This window comes from Parabacteroides bouchesdurhonensis (assembly GCF_900186615.1).
Taxonomy (GTDB): Bacteria; Bacteroidota; Bacteroidia; order Bacteroidales; family Tannerellaceae; genus Parabacteroides; species Parabacteroides bouchesdurhonensis.
In genome coordinates this window covers 1,937,430-1,952,313 of the sequence record NZ_LT896588.1, presented here as the reverse complement: position 1 = coordinate 1,952,313, position 14,884 = coordinate 1,937,430, and the positions used below count along the sequence as shown (strand labels likewise).

Sequence of the window (14,884 nt, the reverse complement as noted above, 5' to 3'; positions counted from 1 at the left end):
CCATTTCCTTGTATAGGAAACGGCTTTTTATATTATTAAAAGAATAATCTTTTTTATTCAGCAGCTTTTTCTTCGCTTGTTGCTTCCGGAGCTTCTGTTGCAGGAGCTTCAGCCACAGGAGCAGCTTCAGTTGCAGCAGTTGCCTTCTTACGAGAACGTCTTGTTTTAGAAGTTTTCTTAGCTACATTTTCTTTCAACATGTTTTCGTTATAATCAACCAATTCAATAAAACACATTGCAGCATTATCTCCTAACCGGTTACCTGTTTTAATAATTCTGGTATAACCACCTGGACGATCACCTATCTTCTGTGCAACTTCCTTAAACAATTCAGTTACCGCATATTTATCTTGTAAAGTACTAAATACCATACGCCTTGAATGAGTTGTATCGTCTTTAGACTTTGTAATAAGAGGTTCAACAAACTTACGTAACGCTTTTGCTTTTGCTGTTGTTGTAAAAATTCTCTTATGCTTAATCAAAGAAGAAGCCATATTTGAAAGCATTGCGTCACGGTGAGTGTTCGTACGACCTAAATGATTTATTTTTTTATTATGTCTCATCGCTTTACTTACTCTTTATCTAATTTATATTTTGTGATATCCATACCGAATGAAAGGTTCAAGCTTTCAAGCAGTTCATCAAGTTCAGTGAGCGACTTCTTACCGAAGTTACGGAACTTCAACAAATCATTTTTGTTGAACTTCACTAATTCACCCAATGTTTCAACATCTGCGGCTTTTAAGCAATTCAATGCACGAACAGAAAGATCCATATCAGCCAATTTGCTCTTAAGCAACTGGCGCATATGAAGTACTTCTTCATCAAATTCTTCATTTCCATCAGTGTCTACTGTCTCGATTGCAATCTTTTCATCTGAGAACAACATAAAATGATGAATCAGAATCTTAGCAGCTTCTTTCAATGCTTCTTTCGGATGAATGGAACCATCTGTGGCTATTTCAAGAACCAACTTTTCGTAGTCCGTCTTCTGCTCAACGCGGAAATTCTCAATTGAATATTTTACATTGCGGATCGGAGTATAAATAGAATCAATTGCAATAACATGAAGGTCTGCATTCGGATCTCTATTTTCATCTGCCGGAACATAACCACGACCTTTATTGATCGTCAATTCAATTTGAAAACTTGCATTCGGATCTAAATGGCAAATAATTAAGTCAGGATTCAATACCTCGAAACCTGTTAGTTGTTTACCTATATCACCAGCTTTGAACACTTCCGAACCCGAAACAGTAATACTTACTTTTTCATTCTCAATATCGTCTACTATATGTTTGAAACGCACTTGTTTCAAATTCAAGATAATGTTTGTCACATCCTCCAAAACTCCCGGTATTGTTGCAAATTCATGATCAACACCGTCAATTTTTATGGATGTAATAGCAAAACCTTCAAGAGACGACAGGAGAATACGGCGCAAGGCATTACCAATGGTAATACCATAGCCGGGTTCCAACGGACGAAATTCAAACTTTCCGAAGAAGTTGTCCGCTTCCAACATTAATACTTTATCGGGTTTTTGAAATGCTAATATCGCCATGGAATCAATTATTATTTAGAATACAATTCTACGATCAACTGCTCTTTAATATTTTCAGGAATATCAGCTCTTTCAGGCAGATGCAGTAATTTTCCGCTCAAAGATGACTGATCCCATTCTATCCAAGGATACTTGCTATGGTTGAAACCAGACAACGCATCAGCAATAACTTCCAAAGATTTAGATTTTTCTCTAACTCCTATAACCTGACCAGGTTTCACAGCATAAGAAGGGATATTTACAACCTTTCCATCTACTGTTATATGACGATGAGAAACTAACTGACGGGCAGCAGCTCTTGTAGAAGCAATACCCAAACGATAAACTACATTGTCCAAACGAGCTTCCAATAATTGAAGTAGCACTTCCCCGGTAATACCTTTTGAACGCTGAGCTTTGTCAAATAAATTTCTAAATTGTTTCTCTAACACACCATAAGTGTATTTAGCTTTTTGCTTCTCACGAAGCTGAATGCCGTACTCAGAGGTTTTTCTCTTTCTTGAGTTTCCATGCTGTCCCGGAGGATAATTCTTTTTAGAAAGAACTTTATCTGCACCGAATATAGCCTCTCCGAATTTACGGGCAATTCTTGTTTTTGGTCCAGTATATCTTGCCATTTTCTTATTATTTTTAATGTTCTGTATGAATCAGAAACCGTGCAGCCGCGATTACAGAGAGGATAAGGTCAATATGCAATCTATTCACAATTTCAAATTCAATATTCAAGAAACTATAATTTAATTATACTCTTCTCTTTTTAGGAGGACGACAACCGTTATGAGGTAGCGGAGTAACATCTACAATTTCAGTCACTTCAATACCTGCACCATGAATCGTTCTTATAGCAGATTCACGTCCGTTTCCTGGTCCTTTAACGAATACTTTTACTTTTCTTAAACCAAGATCATAAGCTACCTTAGCACAATCTTGTGCTGCCATCTGAGCAGCATAAGGAGTATTCTTCTTAGAGCTTCTAAAGCCCATCTTACCTGCAGAAGACCAACTAATTACTTGCCCTTCACTGTTGGCAAGAGACACAATAATATTATTAAAAGAAGAATGAATATGAGCTTGACCGTAAGCGTCAACCTTTACGACTCTCTTCTTTGCTGCGACTGTTTTTTTTGCCATATCAACTCTTATTATTTAGTAGCTTTTTTCTTATTTGCAACAGTTTTCTTCTTACCCTTACGAGTACGAGCATTGTTTTTTGTACTCTGTCCTCTTAAAGGCAAGCCAATACGGTGACGAACACCTCTGTAACATCCGATATCCATCAGACGTTTAATATTCAGCTGAACCTCCGAACGAAGGTCACCTTCTACCTTGTATTCAGCGCCAATTACTTCACGCACTTTTGCAGCCTGGTCATCCGTCCAGTCTTTAACCTTAATATCACGATCAATTCCTGCTTTTGCTAAAATTGAGTTTGCCGCACTACGACCAATACCATAGATATAAGTCAAGGCAATCTCTCCTCTTTTATTTTGTGGCAAGTCTACACCAACTATTCTTATAGCCATATTACTTACTAATAATTATTTTGCAAAAATAATAAATTATCCTTGACGTTGTTTATACTTCGGATTTTTCTTGTTAATTACGTATAAGCGTCCCTTTCTTCTTACTATTTTGCATTCAGGAGTACGCTTCTTTAAAGATGCTCTTACTTTCATATCTTATTATTTTTATTTGTATCTAAAAGCAATTCTACCTTTCGATAAGTCATATGGAGACATTTCCACTCTTACTTTATCACCAGGAAGAATTTTTATATAATGCATACGCATCTTTCCTGATATGTGAGCAGTAATTTCATGTCCATTCTCCAATTCCACACGAAACATAGCGTTTGATAACGCTTCTACAATAACTCCGTCTTGTTCTATTGCTGACTGTTTAGCCATATAAAATCAAATTAAATTGCGTTATTTCCTAGTACTTCCTCTAAAAACTTAAATGAAGACAAAATTTGCGGACCTTCCGGACGAATCGCTATACAATGCTCAAAATGAGCAGAACATTTTCTATCCTTTGTTCGTACAGTCCAGCCATCTTTTTCAAAAACGACGTTCTTGCTTCCCATATTAATCATAGGTTCAATGCAAATACACATTCCACTACGTAATAAAGGGCCACATCCCGGTCTTCCATAATTAGGCACTTCCGGTTCTTCGTGCATCTTATGCCCTATACCGTGTCCAACCAATTCTCTTACTACAGAGTATCCTTTGGATTCACAATATGTTTGTACGGCATTACTTACATCACCCAAACGTTTTCCTTCAAGAGCATGCTGGATTCCAAGATATAGAGACTCTTTTGTTGTTTTCAATAATCTCTTTACCGCTGGATCGACTTCACCTACACAAAAAGTATAAGCAGAATCTCCAACAAATCCATTCAGAATTGTACCGCAATCTACAGAGATGACATCACCTTCTTTCAAAATGGTCTTAGATGAAGGTATCCCATGGACTACTTGCTCATTTAAAGAAGCGCAAATTGAATTAGGGAAACCTCCGTATCCCAAAAAAGCCGGGACTGCACCATTATCTCTAATGAATTCTTCCGCAATTTTATCAAGTTGAAGCGTTGAAACACCTGGAGCTATATGTTTGGCTAATTCGCCCAAAGTTTTGCCCACCAGTTGATTTGCTTCACGCATCAACTCAATCTCTTCATCTGTTTTTAAATAGATCATCCTAGTTAATAAGCGGCAACTGAGCCTGTACGACCTTTAATTCTTCCTGACTTTAACAAACCGTCATAGTGACGCATTAACAAATGACTTTCAACTTGTTGTAATGTATCCAACACTACACCAACCAGAATCAACAGAGAAGTTCCTCCAAAGAATTGGGAGAACGCCATACTTACACCGGCAATTCTTGCAAAAGCAGGCATAATAGCAACTAAGGCTAAGAAAAATGCCCCTGGCAAAGTTATACGGTCCATAATGGTATCCAAATAATCCTTGGTATGTTTTCCAGGCTTGACACCAGGAATAAATCCATTATTTCTCTTTAGATCATCAGACATCTGAGTCGGATTAATTGTAATAGCTGTATAGAAATATGTAAACAATATAATCAATACCGCAAATACAAAGTTGTACCAGAACCCTGAATTATCCATAAAAGCAGCCCAAAAACCACTACGTTCGCCTGTATGAGAAAAACCTACAATTGAAATAGGGATAAACATGATTGCCTGAGCAAAAATGATAGGCATTACATTTGCAGCATTAACTTTTAATGGAATATACTGTCTTGCACCACCGTATTGTTTATTTCCAATTATTCTTTTTGCATACTGTACAGGAACTTTACGAGTACCTTGTACTAATAAAATAGCACCTGCAATAACGAGTAAAAGGAACAACATTTCAAATAAGAACATAACCAAACCACCAGTTTTTTCACTTGTTCTTGAAATAAATTCCTGGAACAATGAATGTGGCAGACGAGCTATAATACCAACTAAGATAATGAATGAAATACCATTACCTACACCTTTATCCGTGATTCTTTCACCTAGCCATAAGATAAACATACTTCCGGCAGCCAAAATTACGGTAGAAGAAATTGTAAACCAGATACCCGCCGGCAAAGCAGCTCCAGCTGCCTTTAACTGTACACTTAAGTTCACTAAATAGGTAGGACCTTGGAACAAAAGAATCGCAACAGTTAAATAGCGAGTCCATTGATTAATTTTTCTACGGCCACTTTCACCTTCTCTCTGTAATTTTTGGAAAGAAGGAACTGCTATGGCTAACAACTGCATAACGATTGATGCAGAAATATACGGCATAATTCCCAATGCAAAAATAGACGCGTTAGAGAATGCACCACCAGAAAACATATCCAACAGTGCAAGTAATCCGCCTTTCGTCTGCTCTTGCAAAGCAGTTAACGCTTTTGGATCAATACCCGGAAGCACCACATACGTTCCGAAACGGTATATGGCCACCAGTAAAAGAGTGGTGAGGATCCGATTTCTCAGATCCTCAATTTTCCAGATATTCTTTATTGTTTCGACTGCTCTCATAGCTTAGAGTTTAACAACAGTTCCACCTACTGCCTGAATTGCAGCTTCCGCACTCTTAGAAAAAGCATGTGCTTCAACATCCAATTTTGCAGTAAGATTACCATTACCCAGAATCTTAACCAATTGAGAAGCAGAAATAAAACCAGCATTAATTAATTCTTCAACACCAATCTTTGTCAATTGCTGAGATTCAGCCATTTGTTGTAATGTTGAAATATTAATAGCCTTATATTCTACTCGATTAATATTCTTGAATCCAAATTTAGGCAAACGTCTTTGAATAGGCATCTGACCTCCTTCAAAACCGATCTTATTTTTATAACCAGATCTTGACTTCGCACCTTTATGACCTCTTGTTGAAGTTCCTCCTAATCCAGAACCAGGACCACGGCCGATTCTTTTTCTAGTCTTGGTAGATCCTTCAGCAGGTTTTAAATTTGACAAATTCATATCGTATAATTTATTTTTTCAATCAATTATTATTTTTCTACTGAAACCAAGTGTTTCACTTTCTCAACCATACCCAGAATAGCCGGAGTAGCTTCATGTTCCACTACGCGATTCATCTTTGTCAGACCTAGTGCATCAAGAGTTCTCTTTTGGTCTTTAGGGCATTTAATTCTACTTTTTACTTGCTTAACTTTAATAGTTGCCATAATCCATTATCCTCCCTAATTAACCTCTAAAAACTTTTTCTACCGAAACACCTCTGTTCTGAGCAACCATAAACGGACTTCTTAACTCACTCAAAGCAGCGATTGTTGCTTTTACTAAATTATGAGGATTTGAAGAACCTTTAGACTTTGCCAAAACGTCAGTAACACCAACACTTTCCAATACAGCACGCATAGCACCACCAGCTTTCACACCAGTACCATGAGATGCAGGTTTAATCAAAACCTGAGCACCACCAAATTTTGCCAATTGTTCATGAGGGATAGTACCTTTATGAACCGGTACCTTGATCAAGTTCTTTTTAGCAGCTTCAACACCTTTAGCGATAGCTGTCGTCACTTCACCTGCTTTACCTAAACCCCAGCCAACAATACCATCTTCATTTCCTACTACAACAATAGCAGCAAAACTAAAAGTACGTCCACCTTTGGTAACTTTAGTTACGCGGTTGATTGCAACCAATCTGTCCTTCAACTCTAAGTCGTTGGTCGATTTAACTCTATTATTAACTCCTGCCATCTTCATTAAAATTTAAGGCCGCCGTTACGTGCAGCATCTGCTAATTCTTTAATTCTTCCGTGATACAGGTAACCATTACGATCAAAAACGACTGTTTGAATGCCAGCTTCCTGTGCACTCTTTGCAATCATCTCACCTACTTTTGCTGCGATTTCTCTTTTCGGAGCCTTCACATCCATCTTTAAAGATGAAGCAGCTGCAATTGTTTTGCCTGTAATATCATCTATCACCTGTGCATAGATTTGCTTATTGCTTCTAAACACAGTCAGGCGTGGACGTTCAGTTGTACCTGAAATCTTGCCACGTACCCCTTTCTTTATTTTTTGTCTTCTTTCTTCCTTCGTTGTCATGATAATTTCAGTTTACGTAGATTACTTACCTGCTGACTTACCAGACTTTCTGCGAATTTCTTCACCCACAAACTTAATACCTTTACCTTTATAAGGTTCCGGCATACGGAATGAACGAATCTTAGCACAAATCTGACCTATCAATTGTTTGTCAGCTGATTCAAGGATAATAAGAGGATTCTTATTTCTCTCAGACTTTGTTTCAACCTTTACTTCTTTCGGTAATAACATATAAATATTATGTGTATAACCCAAAGAAAGATCAAGTAACTGACCTGTATTTGTAACACGATAACCAACACCTACTAGTTCCAGTTCTTTTTTGTATCCTTCAGAAACCCCAATAACCATGTTATTAATCAAAGAACGATACAAACCGTGTAATGCACGATGATTTCTATCATCTGACGGTCTAGTTAAATGAAGAACTCCGTCTTCCAAAGTAACATTAATATCAGGATTTACTTCCTGAACAAGTTCACCTTTAGGACCTTTAACTGTTACTACATTATCCTTAATTGTAACTGTAACACCGGCCGGTACATGAATTGGTAATTTTCCTATTCTTGACATTCTTCTTCCTCCTAATTAATAAACATAACATAATACTTCACCACCGATCTTAAGATCGCGGGCTTCTTTGTCTGTCATCACACCCTTAGAAGTAGAAAGAACAGCAATACCTAAACCATTCAATACTCTCGGCATGTCTTTGTAACCAGTGTACTTACGCAAACCTGGAGAAGAAACTCTCTCAAGCTTCTTGATTGCATTCACTTTGTTTACCAAGTCATACTTCAAGGCTATCTTAATTGTGCCTTGAGGACCATCTTCTACAAACTTAAAATTAAGAATGTAGCCTTTGTCGAAAAGAATCTTTGTGATCTCTTTCTTTAAATTTGACGCCGGCACTTCAACAACTCTGTGCTTCGCTTTAATTGCATTACGCAATCTCGTCAAATAATCTGCAATAGGATCTGTCATATTATATATAAAATTAAATTGATCCGGACTTCCGGACAATATTTAAATAAAAAAACGCTTACCAACTTGCTTTCTTTACACCTGGTATCAAACCATGAGATGCCATTTCGCGCAGTTGAATACGAGAAATGCCGAATTGGCGTACATAGCCTTTCGGACGACCTGTTATTTTGCAACGATTATGCAAACGTACAGGAGAAGCATTTTTAGGTAAAGCCTGTAAAGCTTCATAGTCTCCAGCAGCTTTTAATTCTGCTCTTTTAGCAGCATATTTAGCTACAAGCTTTGCTCTTTTCACCTCGCGGGCTTTCATTGATTCCTTTGCCATAACTACTTAGTCTTTTTTTGCATTTTTAAAAGGCAATCCAAATTCTCTCAGAAGAGCATAACCTTCTTCATCTGTTTTCGCAGAGGTCACAAAGGTAATATTCATTCCCAATATTTTAGTAATATTATCGATATTTATTTCCGGGAAAATAATTTGTTCCTGGATTCCGAGTGTATAATTACCTCTTCCATCCAACTTACTTTCAATTCCTTTAAAGTCACGAATACGAGGAAGGGCTACACGAACAAGTCTTTCCAAAAATTCATACATCTGCTCGCGGCGCAATGTAACCATTACACCAATCGGCATTTTTTTACGTAACTTAAAGTTTGAAATATCTTTCTTTGAAATTGTTGCAACAGCTTTCTGGCCTGTAATAGTGCCCAATTCACTGATTGCAATATCGATAATTTTCTTATCAGCAGCAGCCATACCCAACCCTTGATTGATAACAATCTTTTTCAACACCGGTACCTGCATTACTGATTTATAACCGAATTCTTTCGTCAAAGCAGGAACAATTCTGTCCTGATATTCTTTCTTAAGACTGGCAGTATTGCTCATTACTTAATTTCCTCCCCTGATTTTTTTGAATAACGCACTAAAGCACCTTCTTCATTCAATTTACGTCCAATACGTGTCGGTTTTCCTGATTTAGGATCAACAACATTAAGGTTTGAAATATGAATAGGGGCTTCCTTCTTCTCGATTCCTCCCTGAGGATTCTTTGCATTAGGCTTGGTATGCTTAGATACCATATTAATACCTTCAACAATAGCACGACTGTCTTTTACAAGCACCTGTAAAACACGACCAGTCTTACCTTTGTCTTCACCGGTATTAACAAATACTATATCGCCTTTTTTGATATGTAATTTACTCATTACTTTAAATTTTACAAAATTAAAGCACTTCAGGTGCAAGTGATACAATTTTCATGTTTGTTGCACGAAGTTCTCTGGCAACCGGACCGAAGATACGGCTTCCACGAATATCTCCACCGGCATTCAGCAATACACATGCATTATCATCAAAACGGATGTATGAACCATCCGGACGGCGGATTTCTTTTTTAGTGCGAACGATGATAGCTTTAGAAACAGCTCCTTTCTTCACATCAGAAGCAGGAATAACGCTCTTAATTGCTACTACGATCACATCACCTACAGTGGCATAACGCTTTCTTGTTCCACCTAAAACGCGGATACACAAAGCTTCTTTTGCTCCACTATTGTCAGCTACTACTAATCTAGATTCTTGTTGTATCATGTTACTTAGCCCTTTCGATTATTTGAACTAATCTCCATCTTTTTGTTTTGCTCAAAGGACGAGTTTCCATAATCTTTACGGTATCGCCAATGTTGCATTCATTCTTTTCATCGTGAGCATGATATTTCTTCGTTTTATTAACGAACTTACCATAAATGGGGTGTTTTTCTTTCCATTTAATAGCAACTGTGATGCTTTTATCCATCTTATTGCTTGTAACCACGCCCGTTCTTTCTTTTCTTAAATTTCTAGTTTCCATCAGGCTCAATTATTTGTTGTTAAGTTCTCTCTGGCGCAATTCTGTTTTCATGCGCGCGATCATCCTGCGTTGTTGTTTAATCTGAGCAGGGTTATCCATAGGAGAAATACTATGGTTTATCACCTTTTGATCGTAGGCTGCAACTTCTGCATCTACTCTTTCAAGCAACTCTTTAGTGCTTAATTCTCTAATTTCTGCAATCTTCATAACAATTACGCATTTTGATTTTGCATGTCATAATCACGTCTCACAACAAACTTCGTTGTTACCGGAAGCTTCTGAGCAGCTAAGCGCAAAGCCTCTTTTGCGATATCAAAAGGAACACCTTCGATTTCAAAAATAAGACGACCAGGAGTAACAGGCGCAACAAATCCTTCCGGATTACCTTTACCTTTACCCATACGTACCTCTGCAGGCTTCTTTGTAATTGGCTTATCCGGGAAGATACGAACCCAAACCTGACCCTGACGTTGCATGTAACGAGTTACAGCAATACGGGCAGCTTCGATCTGACGACCGGTAATCCATTTATTTTCTAACGATTTTATGCCAAAAGAACCAAAAGCCAGCTGATTACCGCGCTGAGCTTCACCCTTCATACGGCCTTTCTGCTGTCTTCTGAACTTTGTCTTTTTCGGTTGTAACATCTCTTCTTAAATTCTAACGTTTAACGATTAGCTTTCTTTCTCTTGAAGTTCTTATCTCTGTTGCCACCGGTATTTTCATTTCTGCGGCCAGACTCTTTAGAAGTAGTGAATGAAGGAGCAAGATCTCTCTTTCCATATACTTCACCACGACAAATCCAAACCTTAACACCGATCAATCCCACTTTTGTCAACGCTTCAGCCAAAGCATAATCTATATCAGCTCTGAATGTGTGCAACGGAGTTCTTCCTTCTTTATACATTTCTGAACGAGCCATTTCAGCACCATTCAAACGACCAGAGACTTGCACTTTAATACCTTCGGCACCCATTCTCATGGTAGAGGCGATAGCCATCTTAATAGCACGACGGTAAGCAATTTTTCCTTCAAGTTGACGAGCAATATTATTTGCAACAATAACAGCGTCTAATTCAGGTCTTTTTACCTCAAAGATGTTGATCTGAACTTCTTTATCGGTAATCTTTTTCAACTCTTCTTTCAATTTATCAACTTCCTGACCACCTTTTCCGATGATAATGCCCGGACGCGATGTGCAAACTGTAATTGTAATCAACTTTAGCGTACGTTCAATAACGATACGAGATACACTAGCTTTTGCAAGACGGGCATTCAAATATTTACGGATCTTGCTATCTTCTAACAAAGTATCTCCGTAATTTTTGCCGCCATACCAATTGGAATCCCAACCACGGATAATTCCCAAACGATTACTAACCGGATTAACTTTTTGTCCCATCTACAAATTAATTTTGACTATCTTTTTTACTAAGTGTATCTACAAACAATGTTACATGGTTCGAACGTTTACGAATTCTGTAACCTCTTCCTTGAGGAGCCGGACGCATTCTCTTCAATGTAGTAGCGCAATCAACGCTAATTGAAGATACGCACAACTCTCCTGCTTCTGCTTTACGTTCATTCTTCTGTTCCCAGTTTGCGATTGCTGAACGAAGCAACTTTTCTACTCTTGCTGCAGCTTCCTTATTAGAAAACTTCAAAACACCAAGTGCACGGAATACTTCCATACCGCGAATCATATCGGCTACCAAACGCATCTTACGAGGAGAGGTAGGCACGTTATTCAACTTCGCGAAATACATGGTCTTCTGGGCTTCTTTTCTTGCTTCAGCTGATATTCTTTTTCTAGCACCCATTTTATTCGATTCTTTTTATTTTCAGATTCCTGAATTCCTGTTACTACCGATATTATTTCTTCTTGTTACCGGCGTGACCACGGAAAGTACGTGTAGGAGAAAATTCTCCTAACTTGTGACCTACCATATTTTCGGTTACAAAAACAGGAATAAATTTATTTCCATTGTGAACTGCAATAGTATGGCCTACAAAATCAGGCGAAATCATTGAAGCTCTTGCCCATGTCTTAACTACAGCTTTTTTGCCGGACTCATTCATAGCCAGCACCTTTTTCTCAAGCTTTACATTAATATACGGGCCTTTTTTTAGCGAACGACTCATAGTTTACTTAATTAATCAGATTATTTCTTTCTTCTTTCAATAATATACTTTGAAGAATGCTTCTTAGGAGCTCTTGTTTTCAAGCCCTTAGCATATAAGCCATTACGAGATCTAGGATGACCTCCGGAAGCACGACCTTCACCACCACCCATTGGGTGATCAACCGGGTTCATAACAACACCACGGTTACGAGGACGACGACCTAACCATCTAGAACGACCGGCTTTACCTGATTTTTCAAGACCATGGTCTGAGTTGCCTACTGCACCTATTGTAGCTTTACAAGCTGCAAGAATCTTTCTTGTTTCACCGGAAGGCATCTTAATGATTGCATAAGCACCTTCTTTAGAAGTCAGCTGAGCAAATGTTCCTGCAGAACGTACTAACTTAGCACCCTGTCCAGGACGAAGCTCAATATTGTGAATAATTGTACCAACGGGAATATTTGCCATCGGCAAAGTATTACCTACTTCAGGAGCGGCTTCGCTACCTGAAACCACTGTCTGGCCAACTTCCAAACCGTTAGGAGCAATGATATAGCTCTTTGCTCCGTCAGCATAATACAATAAAGCGATACGTGATGTACGATTTGGATCGTACTCAATAGACTTTACTGTTGCAGGAATGCCATCTTTATTTCTCTTGAAATCGATAAATCTGTACTTTTGTTTGTGACCGCCACCAAGATAACGCATTGTCATCTTACCAGTGTTATTACGACCACCTGTACTCTTTTTACCTGTTACAAGAGACTTCTCTGGTGTACTTGCAGTGATTTTATCAAATGCACCAATAACTTTGTGTCTCTGCCCCGGTGTTGTGGGCTTTAATTTACGTATTCCCATTTCTTTTTTTAGATATTACTAAAGAAATCAATTGTTTCTCCTTCTTTCAACGTTATGATTGCTTTCTTAAAAGCTGTCTGCTTACCATTGATAATACCCGATTTTGTATAACGGCTTTTCTGCTTGCCTGAATAGTTAATAGTATTCACATCAACCACAGTTACATTATACATATCTTCTACAGCTTTCTTGATCTCTAACTTGTTGGCATCAGGAGAAACACGAAAACCATAGCGATTAGGCATTTTCTCTGTAATCGCCGTTTGCTTCTCTGTTACTATAGGTTTAATAATAATTCCCATTATTTTACTCCTTATGCGTTAAAAAGTTTTTCTATAGCAGCAACAGAACTTTCGGTAATAACAACATTCGCAGCATTTAAAACTCCGTATGTGTTTAGTTCAGAAGCTGTTATAACATTTGCCTTTTCTAAATTACGAGCCGACAAATATACAAAATTATTTTTCTCCGGTAAAACCATAAGTAACTTTTTATCAGCCACTTTCAGGTTTTTAGCAATTGTTATAAATTCTTTAGTCTTAGGAGCTTCCATAGCGAAGTCTTCAACTACAACAATTGCATTATTCTTAGCTTTATAAGCCAATGCAGACTTACGTGCCAATGATTTAACTTTCTTATTCAGCTTGAACCTGTAATCACGAGGTTTAGGACCAAATACACGGCCACCACCTACTAATACAGGAGAATTGATATCACCGCGACGTGCACCACCACCACCTTTCTGACGGATTAGTTTACGAGTACTACCTGATACCTCACTTCTCTCTTTTGACTTATGTGTTCCCTGACGTTGATTAGCCAAATACTGTTTTACATCCAAGTAGATAGCATGATCATTGGGTTCAATGCCGAAGATCGCATCGTTCAAAGTTACCTTTCTTCCGGTATCTTCACCTTTAATATTAAATACGCTCAGTTCCATTACTTTTCAATTAATAAGATTGAACCTTTTGCTCCTGGAACAGATCCTTTTACTAATAAAAGATTATGTTCCGGCATTACCTTGATCACTTGCAGGTTTTGAACAGTTACACGTTCATTACCCATCTGACCTGCCATACGCATGCCCTTAAATACCTTTGCAGGATAAGAACAAGCACCAATACTACCCGGAGCACGCAAACGGTTGTGCTGACCGTGAGTAGACTGACCTACACCACCAAATCCGTGACGTTTTACAACGCCTTGGAAACCTTTACCTTTAGATGTACCAACTACATCTACGAAACCTGCATCTTCCAAGAAGTCTACTGTGATTACATCACCCAACTTGTACTCAGTTTCAAAATTCTTGAACTCGGCCAAGTATCTCTTGGGAGCTACACCTGCTTTTTTAAAGTGGCCCATTTCCGGCTGAGTTGTGTGTTTCTCTTTTTTATCTTCGAAACCCAACTGAACAGCTTCATAGCCATCATTTTCCAAAGTCTTAATCTGTGTAACTACACAAGGACCTACTTCGATAACAGTGCATGGAAGATTTTTTCCCTCGGCACTGAAAACGGATGTCATTCCGATTTTTTTTCCTAATAATCCTGGCATTTCACTAATTGTTAATAAACTTACACTTTAATTTCTACTTCCACACCACTGGGTAATTCCAGTTTCATCAAAGCATCAACTGTTTTTGCAGTAGAGCTGTAGATGTCGATTAATCTCTTATAAGAAGAGAGTTCGAACTGCTCACGAGACTTTTTGTTAACGAAAGTCGAGCGGTTCACAGTAAAGATACGTTTGTGAGTAGGCAGAGGTATAGGACCGCTTACTACAGCACCGGTAGCCTTTACAGTCTTTACGATTTTCTCTGCAGACTTGTCTACCAGAGAATAATCATAAGACTTTAATTTAATTCTGATCTTTTGACTCATATTGATTATATGT

General features: G+C 38.1%; 30 protein-coding genes. All 30 read right to left on the bottom strand.

Going from position 1 to position 14,884, the window contains the following annotated elements:
• Positions 1-53 precede the first annotated feature (53 nt).
• Entirely contained in the window at positions 54-563 is a 510-nt protein-coding gene (gene rplQ, locus C1721_RS08380) for a 50S ribosomal protein L17 (protein ID WP_102407950.1), read from the bottom strand.
• Between the two features lie 8 nt (positions 564-571).
• A complete protein-coding gene (locus C1721_RS08375; protein WP_102407949.1) occupies positions 572-1,564 on the bottom strand; it encodes a DNA-directed RNA polymerase subunit alpha in 993 nt (330 codons plus the stop codon).
• An 11-nt stretch (positions 1,565-1,575) separates the two neighbouring features.
• Positions 1,576-2,181, bottom strand: a complete 606-nt coding sequence (gene rpsD, locus C1721_RS08370) for a 30S ribosomal protein S4 (protein ID WP_102407948.1) — start codon at positions 2,179-2,181, stop codon at positions 1,576-1,578.
• A 124-nt stretch (positions 2,182-2,305) separates the two neighbouring features.
• Entirely contained in the window at positions 2,306-2,695 is a 390-nt protein-coding gene (rpsK, locus tag C1721_RS08365) for a 30S ribosomal protein S11 (RefSeq protein ID WP_102407947.1), read from the bottom strand.
• A gap of 11 nt (positions 2,696-2,706) precedes the next feature.
• Positions 2,707-3,087, bottom strand: coding sequence for a 30S ribosomal protein S13 (gene rpsM, locus C1721_RS08360; protein WP_102407946.1), 381 nt, complete (start codon positions 3,085-3,087; stop codon positions 2,707-2,709).
• Positions 3,088-3,123: 36 nt separating this feature from the next.
• Positions 3,124-3,240 (bottom strand): type B 50S ribosomal protein L36, encoded by a 117-nt coding sequence (gene ykgO, locus C1721_RS08355; protein WP_005645768.1) that lies wholly within the window; start codon positions 3,238-3,240, stop codon positions 3,124-3,126.
• 12 nt (positions 3,241-3,252) lie between these two features.
• Entirely contained in the window at positions 3,253-3,471 is a 219-nt protein-coding gene (gene infA, locus C1721_RS08350; RefSeq protein WP_005634776.1) for a translation initiation factor IF-1, read from the bottom strand.
• A gap of 11 nt (positions 3,472-3,482) precedes the next feature.
• Entirely contained in the window at positions 3,483-4,268 is a 786-nt protein-coding gene (map, locus tag C1721_RS08345) for a type I methionyl aminopeptidase (protein WP_102407945.1), read from the bottom strand.
• A 5-nt stretch (positions 4,269-4,273) separates the two neighbouring features.
• Positions 4,274-5,614 carry a preprotein translocase subunit SecY gene (gene secY / locus C1721_RS08340; RefSeq protein ID WP_102407944.1) on the bottom strand — a complete coding sequence of 447 codons (1,341 nt, stop codon included), beginning with the start codon at positions 5,612-5,614 and terminating at the stop codon, positions 4,274-4,276.
• A 3-nt stretch (positions 5,615-5,617) separates the two neighbouring features.
• Entirely contained in the window at positions 5,618-6,064 is a 447-nt protein-coding gene (gene rplO, locus C1721_RS08335; protein ID WP_102407943.1) for a 50S ribosomal protein L15, read from the bottom strand.
• A gap of 29 nt (positions 6,065-6,093) precedes the next feature.
• Positions 6,094-6,270, bottom strand: coding sequence for a 50S ribosomal protein L30 (gene rpmD, locus C1721_RS08330; RefSeq protein ID WP_102407942.1), 177 nt, complete (start codon positions 6,268-6,270; stop codon positions 6,094-6,096).
• Positions 6,271-6,289: 19 nt separating this feature from the next.
• Positions 6,290-6,808, bottom strand: a complete 519-nt coding sequence (rpsE, locus tag C1721_RS08325; protein ID WP_102409344.1) for a 30S ribosomal protein S5 — start codon at positions 6,806-6,808, stop codon at positions 6,290-6,292.
• A gap of 5 nt (positions 6,809-6,813) precedes the next feature.
• On the bottom strand, positions 6,814-7,158 hold the full coding sequence (gene rplR / locus C1721_RS08320) for a 50S ribosomal protein L18 (RefSeq protein ID WP_102407941.1): 345 nt from the start codon (positions 7,156-7,158) through the stop codon (positions 6,814-6,816).
• Between the two features lie 21 nt (positions 7,159-7,179).
• Positions 7,180-7,731, bottom strand: a complete 552-nt coding sequence (gene rplF, locus C1721_RS08315; protein WP_102407940.1) for a 50S ribosomal protein L6 — start codon at positions 7,729-7,731, stop codon at positions 7,180-7,182.
• Between the two features lie 15 nt (positions 7,732-7,746).
• On the bottom strand, positions 7,747-8,142 hold the full coding sequence (gene rpsH / locus C1721_RS08310) for a 30S ribosomal protein S8 (protein WP_102409342.1): 396 nt from the start codon (positions 8,140-8,142) through the stop codon (positions 7,747-7,749).
• 58 nt (positions 8,143-8,200) lie between these two features.
• On the bottom strand, positions 8,201-8,470 hold the full coding sequence (rpsN, locus tag C1721_RS08305) for a 30S ribosomal protein S14 (protein WP_005634756.1): 270 nt from the start codon (positions 8,468-8,470) through the stop codon (positions 8,201-8,203).
• A 6-nt stretch (positions 8,471-8,476) separates the two neighbouring features.
• A complete protein-coding gene (gene rplE, locus C1721_RS08300; RefSeq protein WP_102407939.1) occupies positions 8,477-9,034 on the bottom strand; it encodes a 50S ribosomal protein L5 in 558 nt (185 codons plus the stop codon).
• On the bottom strand, positions 9,034-9,354 hold the full coding sequence (rplX, locus tag C1721_RS08295) for a 50S ribosomal protein L24 (RefSeq protein ID WP_102407938.1): 321 nt from the start codon (positions 9,352-9,354) through the stop codon (positions 9,034-9,036). The genes rplE and rplX overlap by 1 nt, the downstream gene beginning before the upstream one ends.
• 19 nt (positions 9,355-9,373) lie before the next feature.
• Complete coding sequence (rplN, locus tag C1721_RS08290; protein WP_005853982.1) at positions 9,374-9,739, bottom strand: 50S ribosomal protein L14; 366 nt, start codon at positions 9,737-9,739, stop codon at positions 9,374-9,376.
• 1 nt (position 9,740) lies between these two features.
• Positions 9,741-9,998: a 30S ribosomal protein S17 gene (gene rpsQ, locus C1721_RS08285; RefSeq protein WP_009859539.1), complete on the bottom strand. Its 258-nt coding sequence runs from the start codon at positions 9,996-9,998 to the stop codon at positions 9,741-9,743.
• Positions 9,999-10,007: 9 nt separating this feature from the next.
• Positions 10,008-10,205 carry a 50S ribosomal protein L29 gene (gene rpmC, locus C1721_RS08280; protein ID WP_099463565.1) on the bottom strand — a complete coding sequence of 66 codons (198 nt, stop codon included), beginning with the start codon at positions 10,203-10,205 and terminating at the stop codon, positions 10,008-10,010.
• 5 nt (positions 10,206-10,210) lie between these two features.
• Positions 10,211-10,645 carry a 50S ribosomal protein L16 gene (gene rplP / locus C1721_RS08275; protein WP_005853976.1) on the bottom strand — a complete coding sequence of 145 codons (435 nt, stop codon included), beginning with the start codon at positions 10,643-10,645 and terminating at the stop codon, positions 10,211-10,213.
• A 20-nt stretch (positions 10,646-10,665) separates the two neighbouring features.
• Positions 10,666-11,400: a 30S ribosomal protein S3 gene (gene rpsC / locus C1721_RS08270; RefSeq protein ID WP_102407937.1), complete on the bottom strand. Its 735-nt coding sequence runs from the start codon at positions 11,398-11,400 to the stop codon at positions 10,666-10,668.
• Between the two features lie 7 nt (positions 11,401-11,407).
• Positions 11,408-11,818, bottom strand: a complete 411-nt coding sequence (gene rplV / locus C1721_RS08265) for a 50S ribosomal protein L22 (RefSeq protein WP_102407936.1) — start codon at positions 11,816-11,818, stop codon at positions 11,408-11,410.
• 52 nt (positions 11,819-11,870) lie between these two features.
• Positions 11,871-12,140 (bottom strand): 30S ribosomal protein S19, encoded by a 270-nt coding sequence (gene rpsS, locus C1721_RS08260; RefSeq protein WP_005634738.1) that lies wholly within the window; start codon positions 12,138-12,140, stop codon positions 11,871-11,873.
• Positions 12,141-12,160: 20 nt separating this feature from the next.
• A complete protein-coding gene (gene rplB / locus C1721_RS08255) occupies positions 12,161-12,985 on the bottom strand; it encodes a 50S ribosomal protein L2 (protein ID WP_102407935.1) in 825 nt (274 codons plus the stop codon).
• Between the two features lie 8 nt (positions 12,986-12,993).
• Entirely contained in the window at positions 12,994-13,287 is a 294-nt protein-coding gene (gene rplW / locus C1721_RS08250) for a 50S ribosomal protein L23 (protein ID WP_102407934.1), read from the bottom strand.
• 11 nt (positions 13,288-13,298) lie between these two features.
• Complete coding sequence (rplD, locus tag C1721_RS08245; protein WP_102407933.1) at positions 13,299-13,928, bottom strand: 50S ribosomal protein L4; 630 nt, start codon at positions 13,926-13,928, stop codon at positions 13,299-13,301.
• Positions 13,928-14,545 (bottom strand): 50S ribosomal protein L3, encoded by a 618-nt coding sequence (rplC, locus tag C1721_RS08240; RefSeq protein ID WP_102407932.1) that lies wholly within the window; start codon positions 14,543-14,545, stop codon positions 13,928-13,930. Before rplC ends, rplD begins: the two co-directional genes overlap by 1 nt.
• A gap of 20 nt (positions 14,546-14,565) precedes the next feature.
• On the bottom strand, positions 14,566-14,871 hold the full coding sequence (gene rpsJ, locus C1721_RS08235) for a 30S ribosomal protein S10 (RefSeq protein WP_005634728.1): 306 nt from the start codon (positions 14,869-14,871) through the stop codon (positions 14,566-14,568).
• Between the last annotated feature and the right edge of the window lie 13 nt (positions 14,872-14,884).

Coding starts and splice junctions, on each gene's coding strand:
- rplQ (WP_102407950.1), bottom strand. CDS start 563: ATGAGACATAATAAAAAAATAAATCATTTAGGTCGTACGAACACTCAC.
- C1721_RS08375 (WP_102407949.1), bottom strand. CDS start 1,564: ATGGCGATATTAGCATTTCAAAAACCCGATAAAGTATTAATGTTGGAA.
- rpsD (WP_102407948.1), bottom strand. CDS start 2,181: ATGGCAAGATATACTGGACCAAAAACAAGAATTGCCCGTAAATTCGGA.
- rpsK (WP_102407947.1), bottom strand. CDS start 2,695: ATGGCAAAAAAAACAGTCGCAGCAAAGAAGAGAGTCGTAAAGGTTGAC.
- rpsM (WP_102407946.1), bottom strand. CDS start 3,087: ATGGCTATAAGAATAGTTGGTGTAGACTTGCCACAAAATAAAAGAGGA.
- ykgO (WP_005645768.1), bottom strand. CDS start 3,240: ATGAAAGTAAGAGCATCTTTAAAGAAGCGTACTCCTGAATGCAAAATA.
- infA (WP_005634776.1), bottom strand. CDS start 3,471: ATGGCTAAACAGTCAGCAATAGAACAAGACGGAGTTATTGTAGAAGCG.
- map (WP_102407945.1), bottom strand. CDS start 4,268: ATGATCTATTTAAAAACAGATGAAGAGATTGAGTTGATGCGTGAAGCA.
- secY (WP_102407944.1), bottom strand. CDS start 5,614: ATGAGAGCAGTCGAAACAATAAAGAATATCTGGAAAATTGAGGATCTG.
- rplO (WP_102407943.1), bottom strand. CDS start 6,064: ATGAATTTGTCAAATTTAAAACCTGCTGAAGGATCTACCAAGACTAGA.
- rpmD (WP_102407942.1), bottom strand. CDS start 6,270: ATGGCAACTATTAAAGTTAAGCAAGTAAAAAGTAGAATTAAATGCCCT.
- rpsE (WP_102409344.1), bottom strand. CDS start 6,808: ATGGCAGGAGTTAATAATAGAGTTAAATCGACCAACGACTTAGAGTTG.
- rplR (WP_102407941.1), bottom strand. CDS start 7,158: ATGACAACGAAGGAAGAAAGAAGACAAAAAATAAAGAAAGGGGTACGT.
- rplF (WP_102407940.1), bottom strand. CDS start 7,731: ATGTCAAGAATAGGAAAATTACCAATTCATGTACCGGCCGGTGTTACA.
- rpsH (WP_102409342.1), bottom strand. CDS start 8,142: ATGACAGATCCTATTGCAGATTATTTGACGAGATTGCGTAATGCAATT.
- rpsN (WP_005634756.1), bottom strand. CDS start 8,470: ATGGCAAAGGAATCAATGAAAGCCCGCGAGGTGAAAAGAGCAAAGCTT.
- rplE (WP_102407939.1), bottom strand. CDS start 9,034: ATGAGCAATACTGCCAGTCTTAAGAAAGAATATCAGGACAGAATTGTT.
- rplX (WP_102407938.1), bottom strand. CDS start 9,354: ATGAGTAAATTACATATCAAAAAAGGCGATATAGTATTTGTTAATACC.
- rplN (WP_005853982.1), bottom strand. CDS start 9,739: ATGATACAACAAGAATCTAGATTAGTAGTAGCTGACAATAGTGGAGCA.
- rpsQ (WP_009859539.1), bottom strand. CDS start 9,998: ATGGAAACTAGAAATTTAAGAAAAGAAAGAACGGGCGTGGTTACAAGC.
- rpmC (WP_099463565.1), bottom strand. CDS start 10,205: ATGAAGATTGCAGAAATTAGAGAATTAAGCACTAAAGAGTTGCTTGAA.
- rplP (WP_005853976.1), bottom strand. CDS start 10,645: ATGTTACAACCGAAAAAGACAAAGTTCAGAAGACAGCAGAAAGGCCGT.
- rpsC (WP_102407937.1), bottom strand. CDS start 11,400: ATGGGACAAAAAGTTAATCCGGTTAGTAATCGTTTGGGAATTATCCGT.
- rplV (WP_102407936.1), bottom strand. CDS start 11,818: ATGGGTGCTAGAAAAAGAATATCAGCTGAAGCAAGAAAAGAAGCCCAG.
- rpsS (WP_005634738.1), bottom strand. CDS start 12,140: ATGAGTCGTTCGCTAAAAAAAGGCCCGTATATTAATGTAAAGCTTGAG.
- rplB (WP_102407935.1), bottom strand. CDS start 12,985: ATGGGAATACGTAAATTAAAGCCCACAACACCGGGGCAGAGACACAAA.
- rplW (WP_102407934.1), bottom strand. CDS start 13,287: ATGGGAATTATTATTAAACCTATAGTAACAGAGAAGCAAACGGCGATT.
- rplD (WP_102407933.1), bottom strand. CDS start 13,928: ATGGAACTGAGCGTATTTAATATTAAAGGTGAAGATACCGGAAGAAAG.
- rplC (WP_102407932.1), bottom strand. CDS start 14,545: ATGCCAGGATTATTAGGAAAAAAAATCGGAATGACATCCGTTTTCAGT.
- rpsJ (WP_005634728.1), bottom strand. CDS start 14,871: ATGAGTCAAAAGATCAGAATTAAATTAAAGTCTTATGATTATTCTCTG.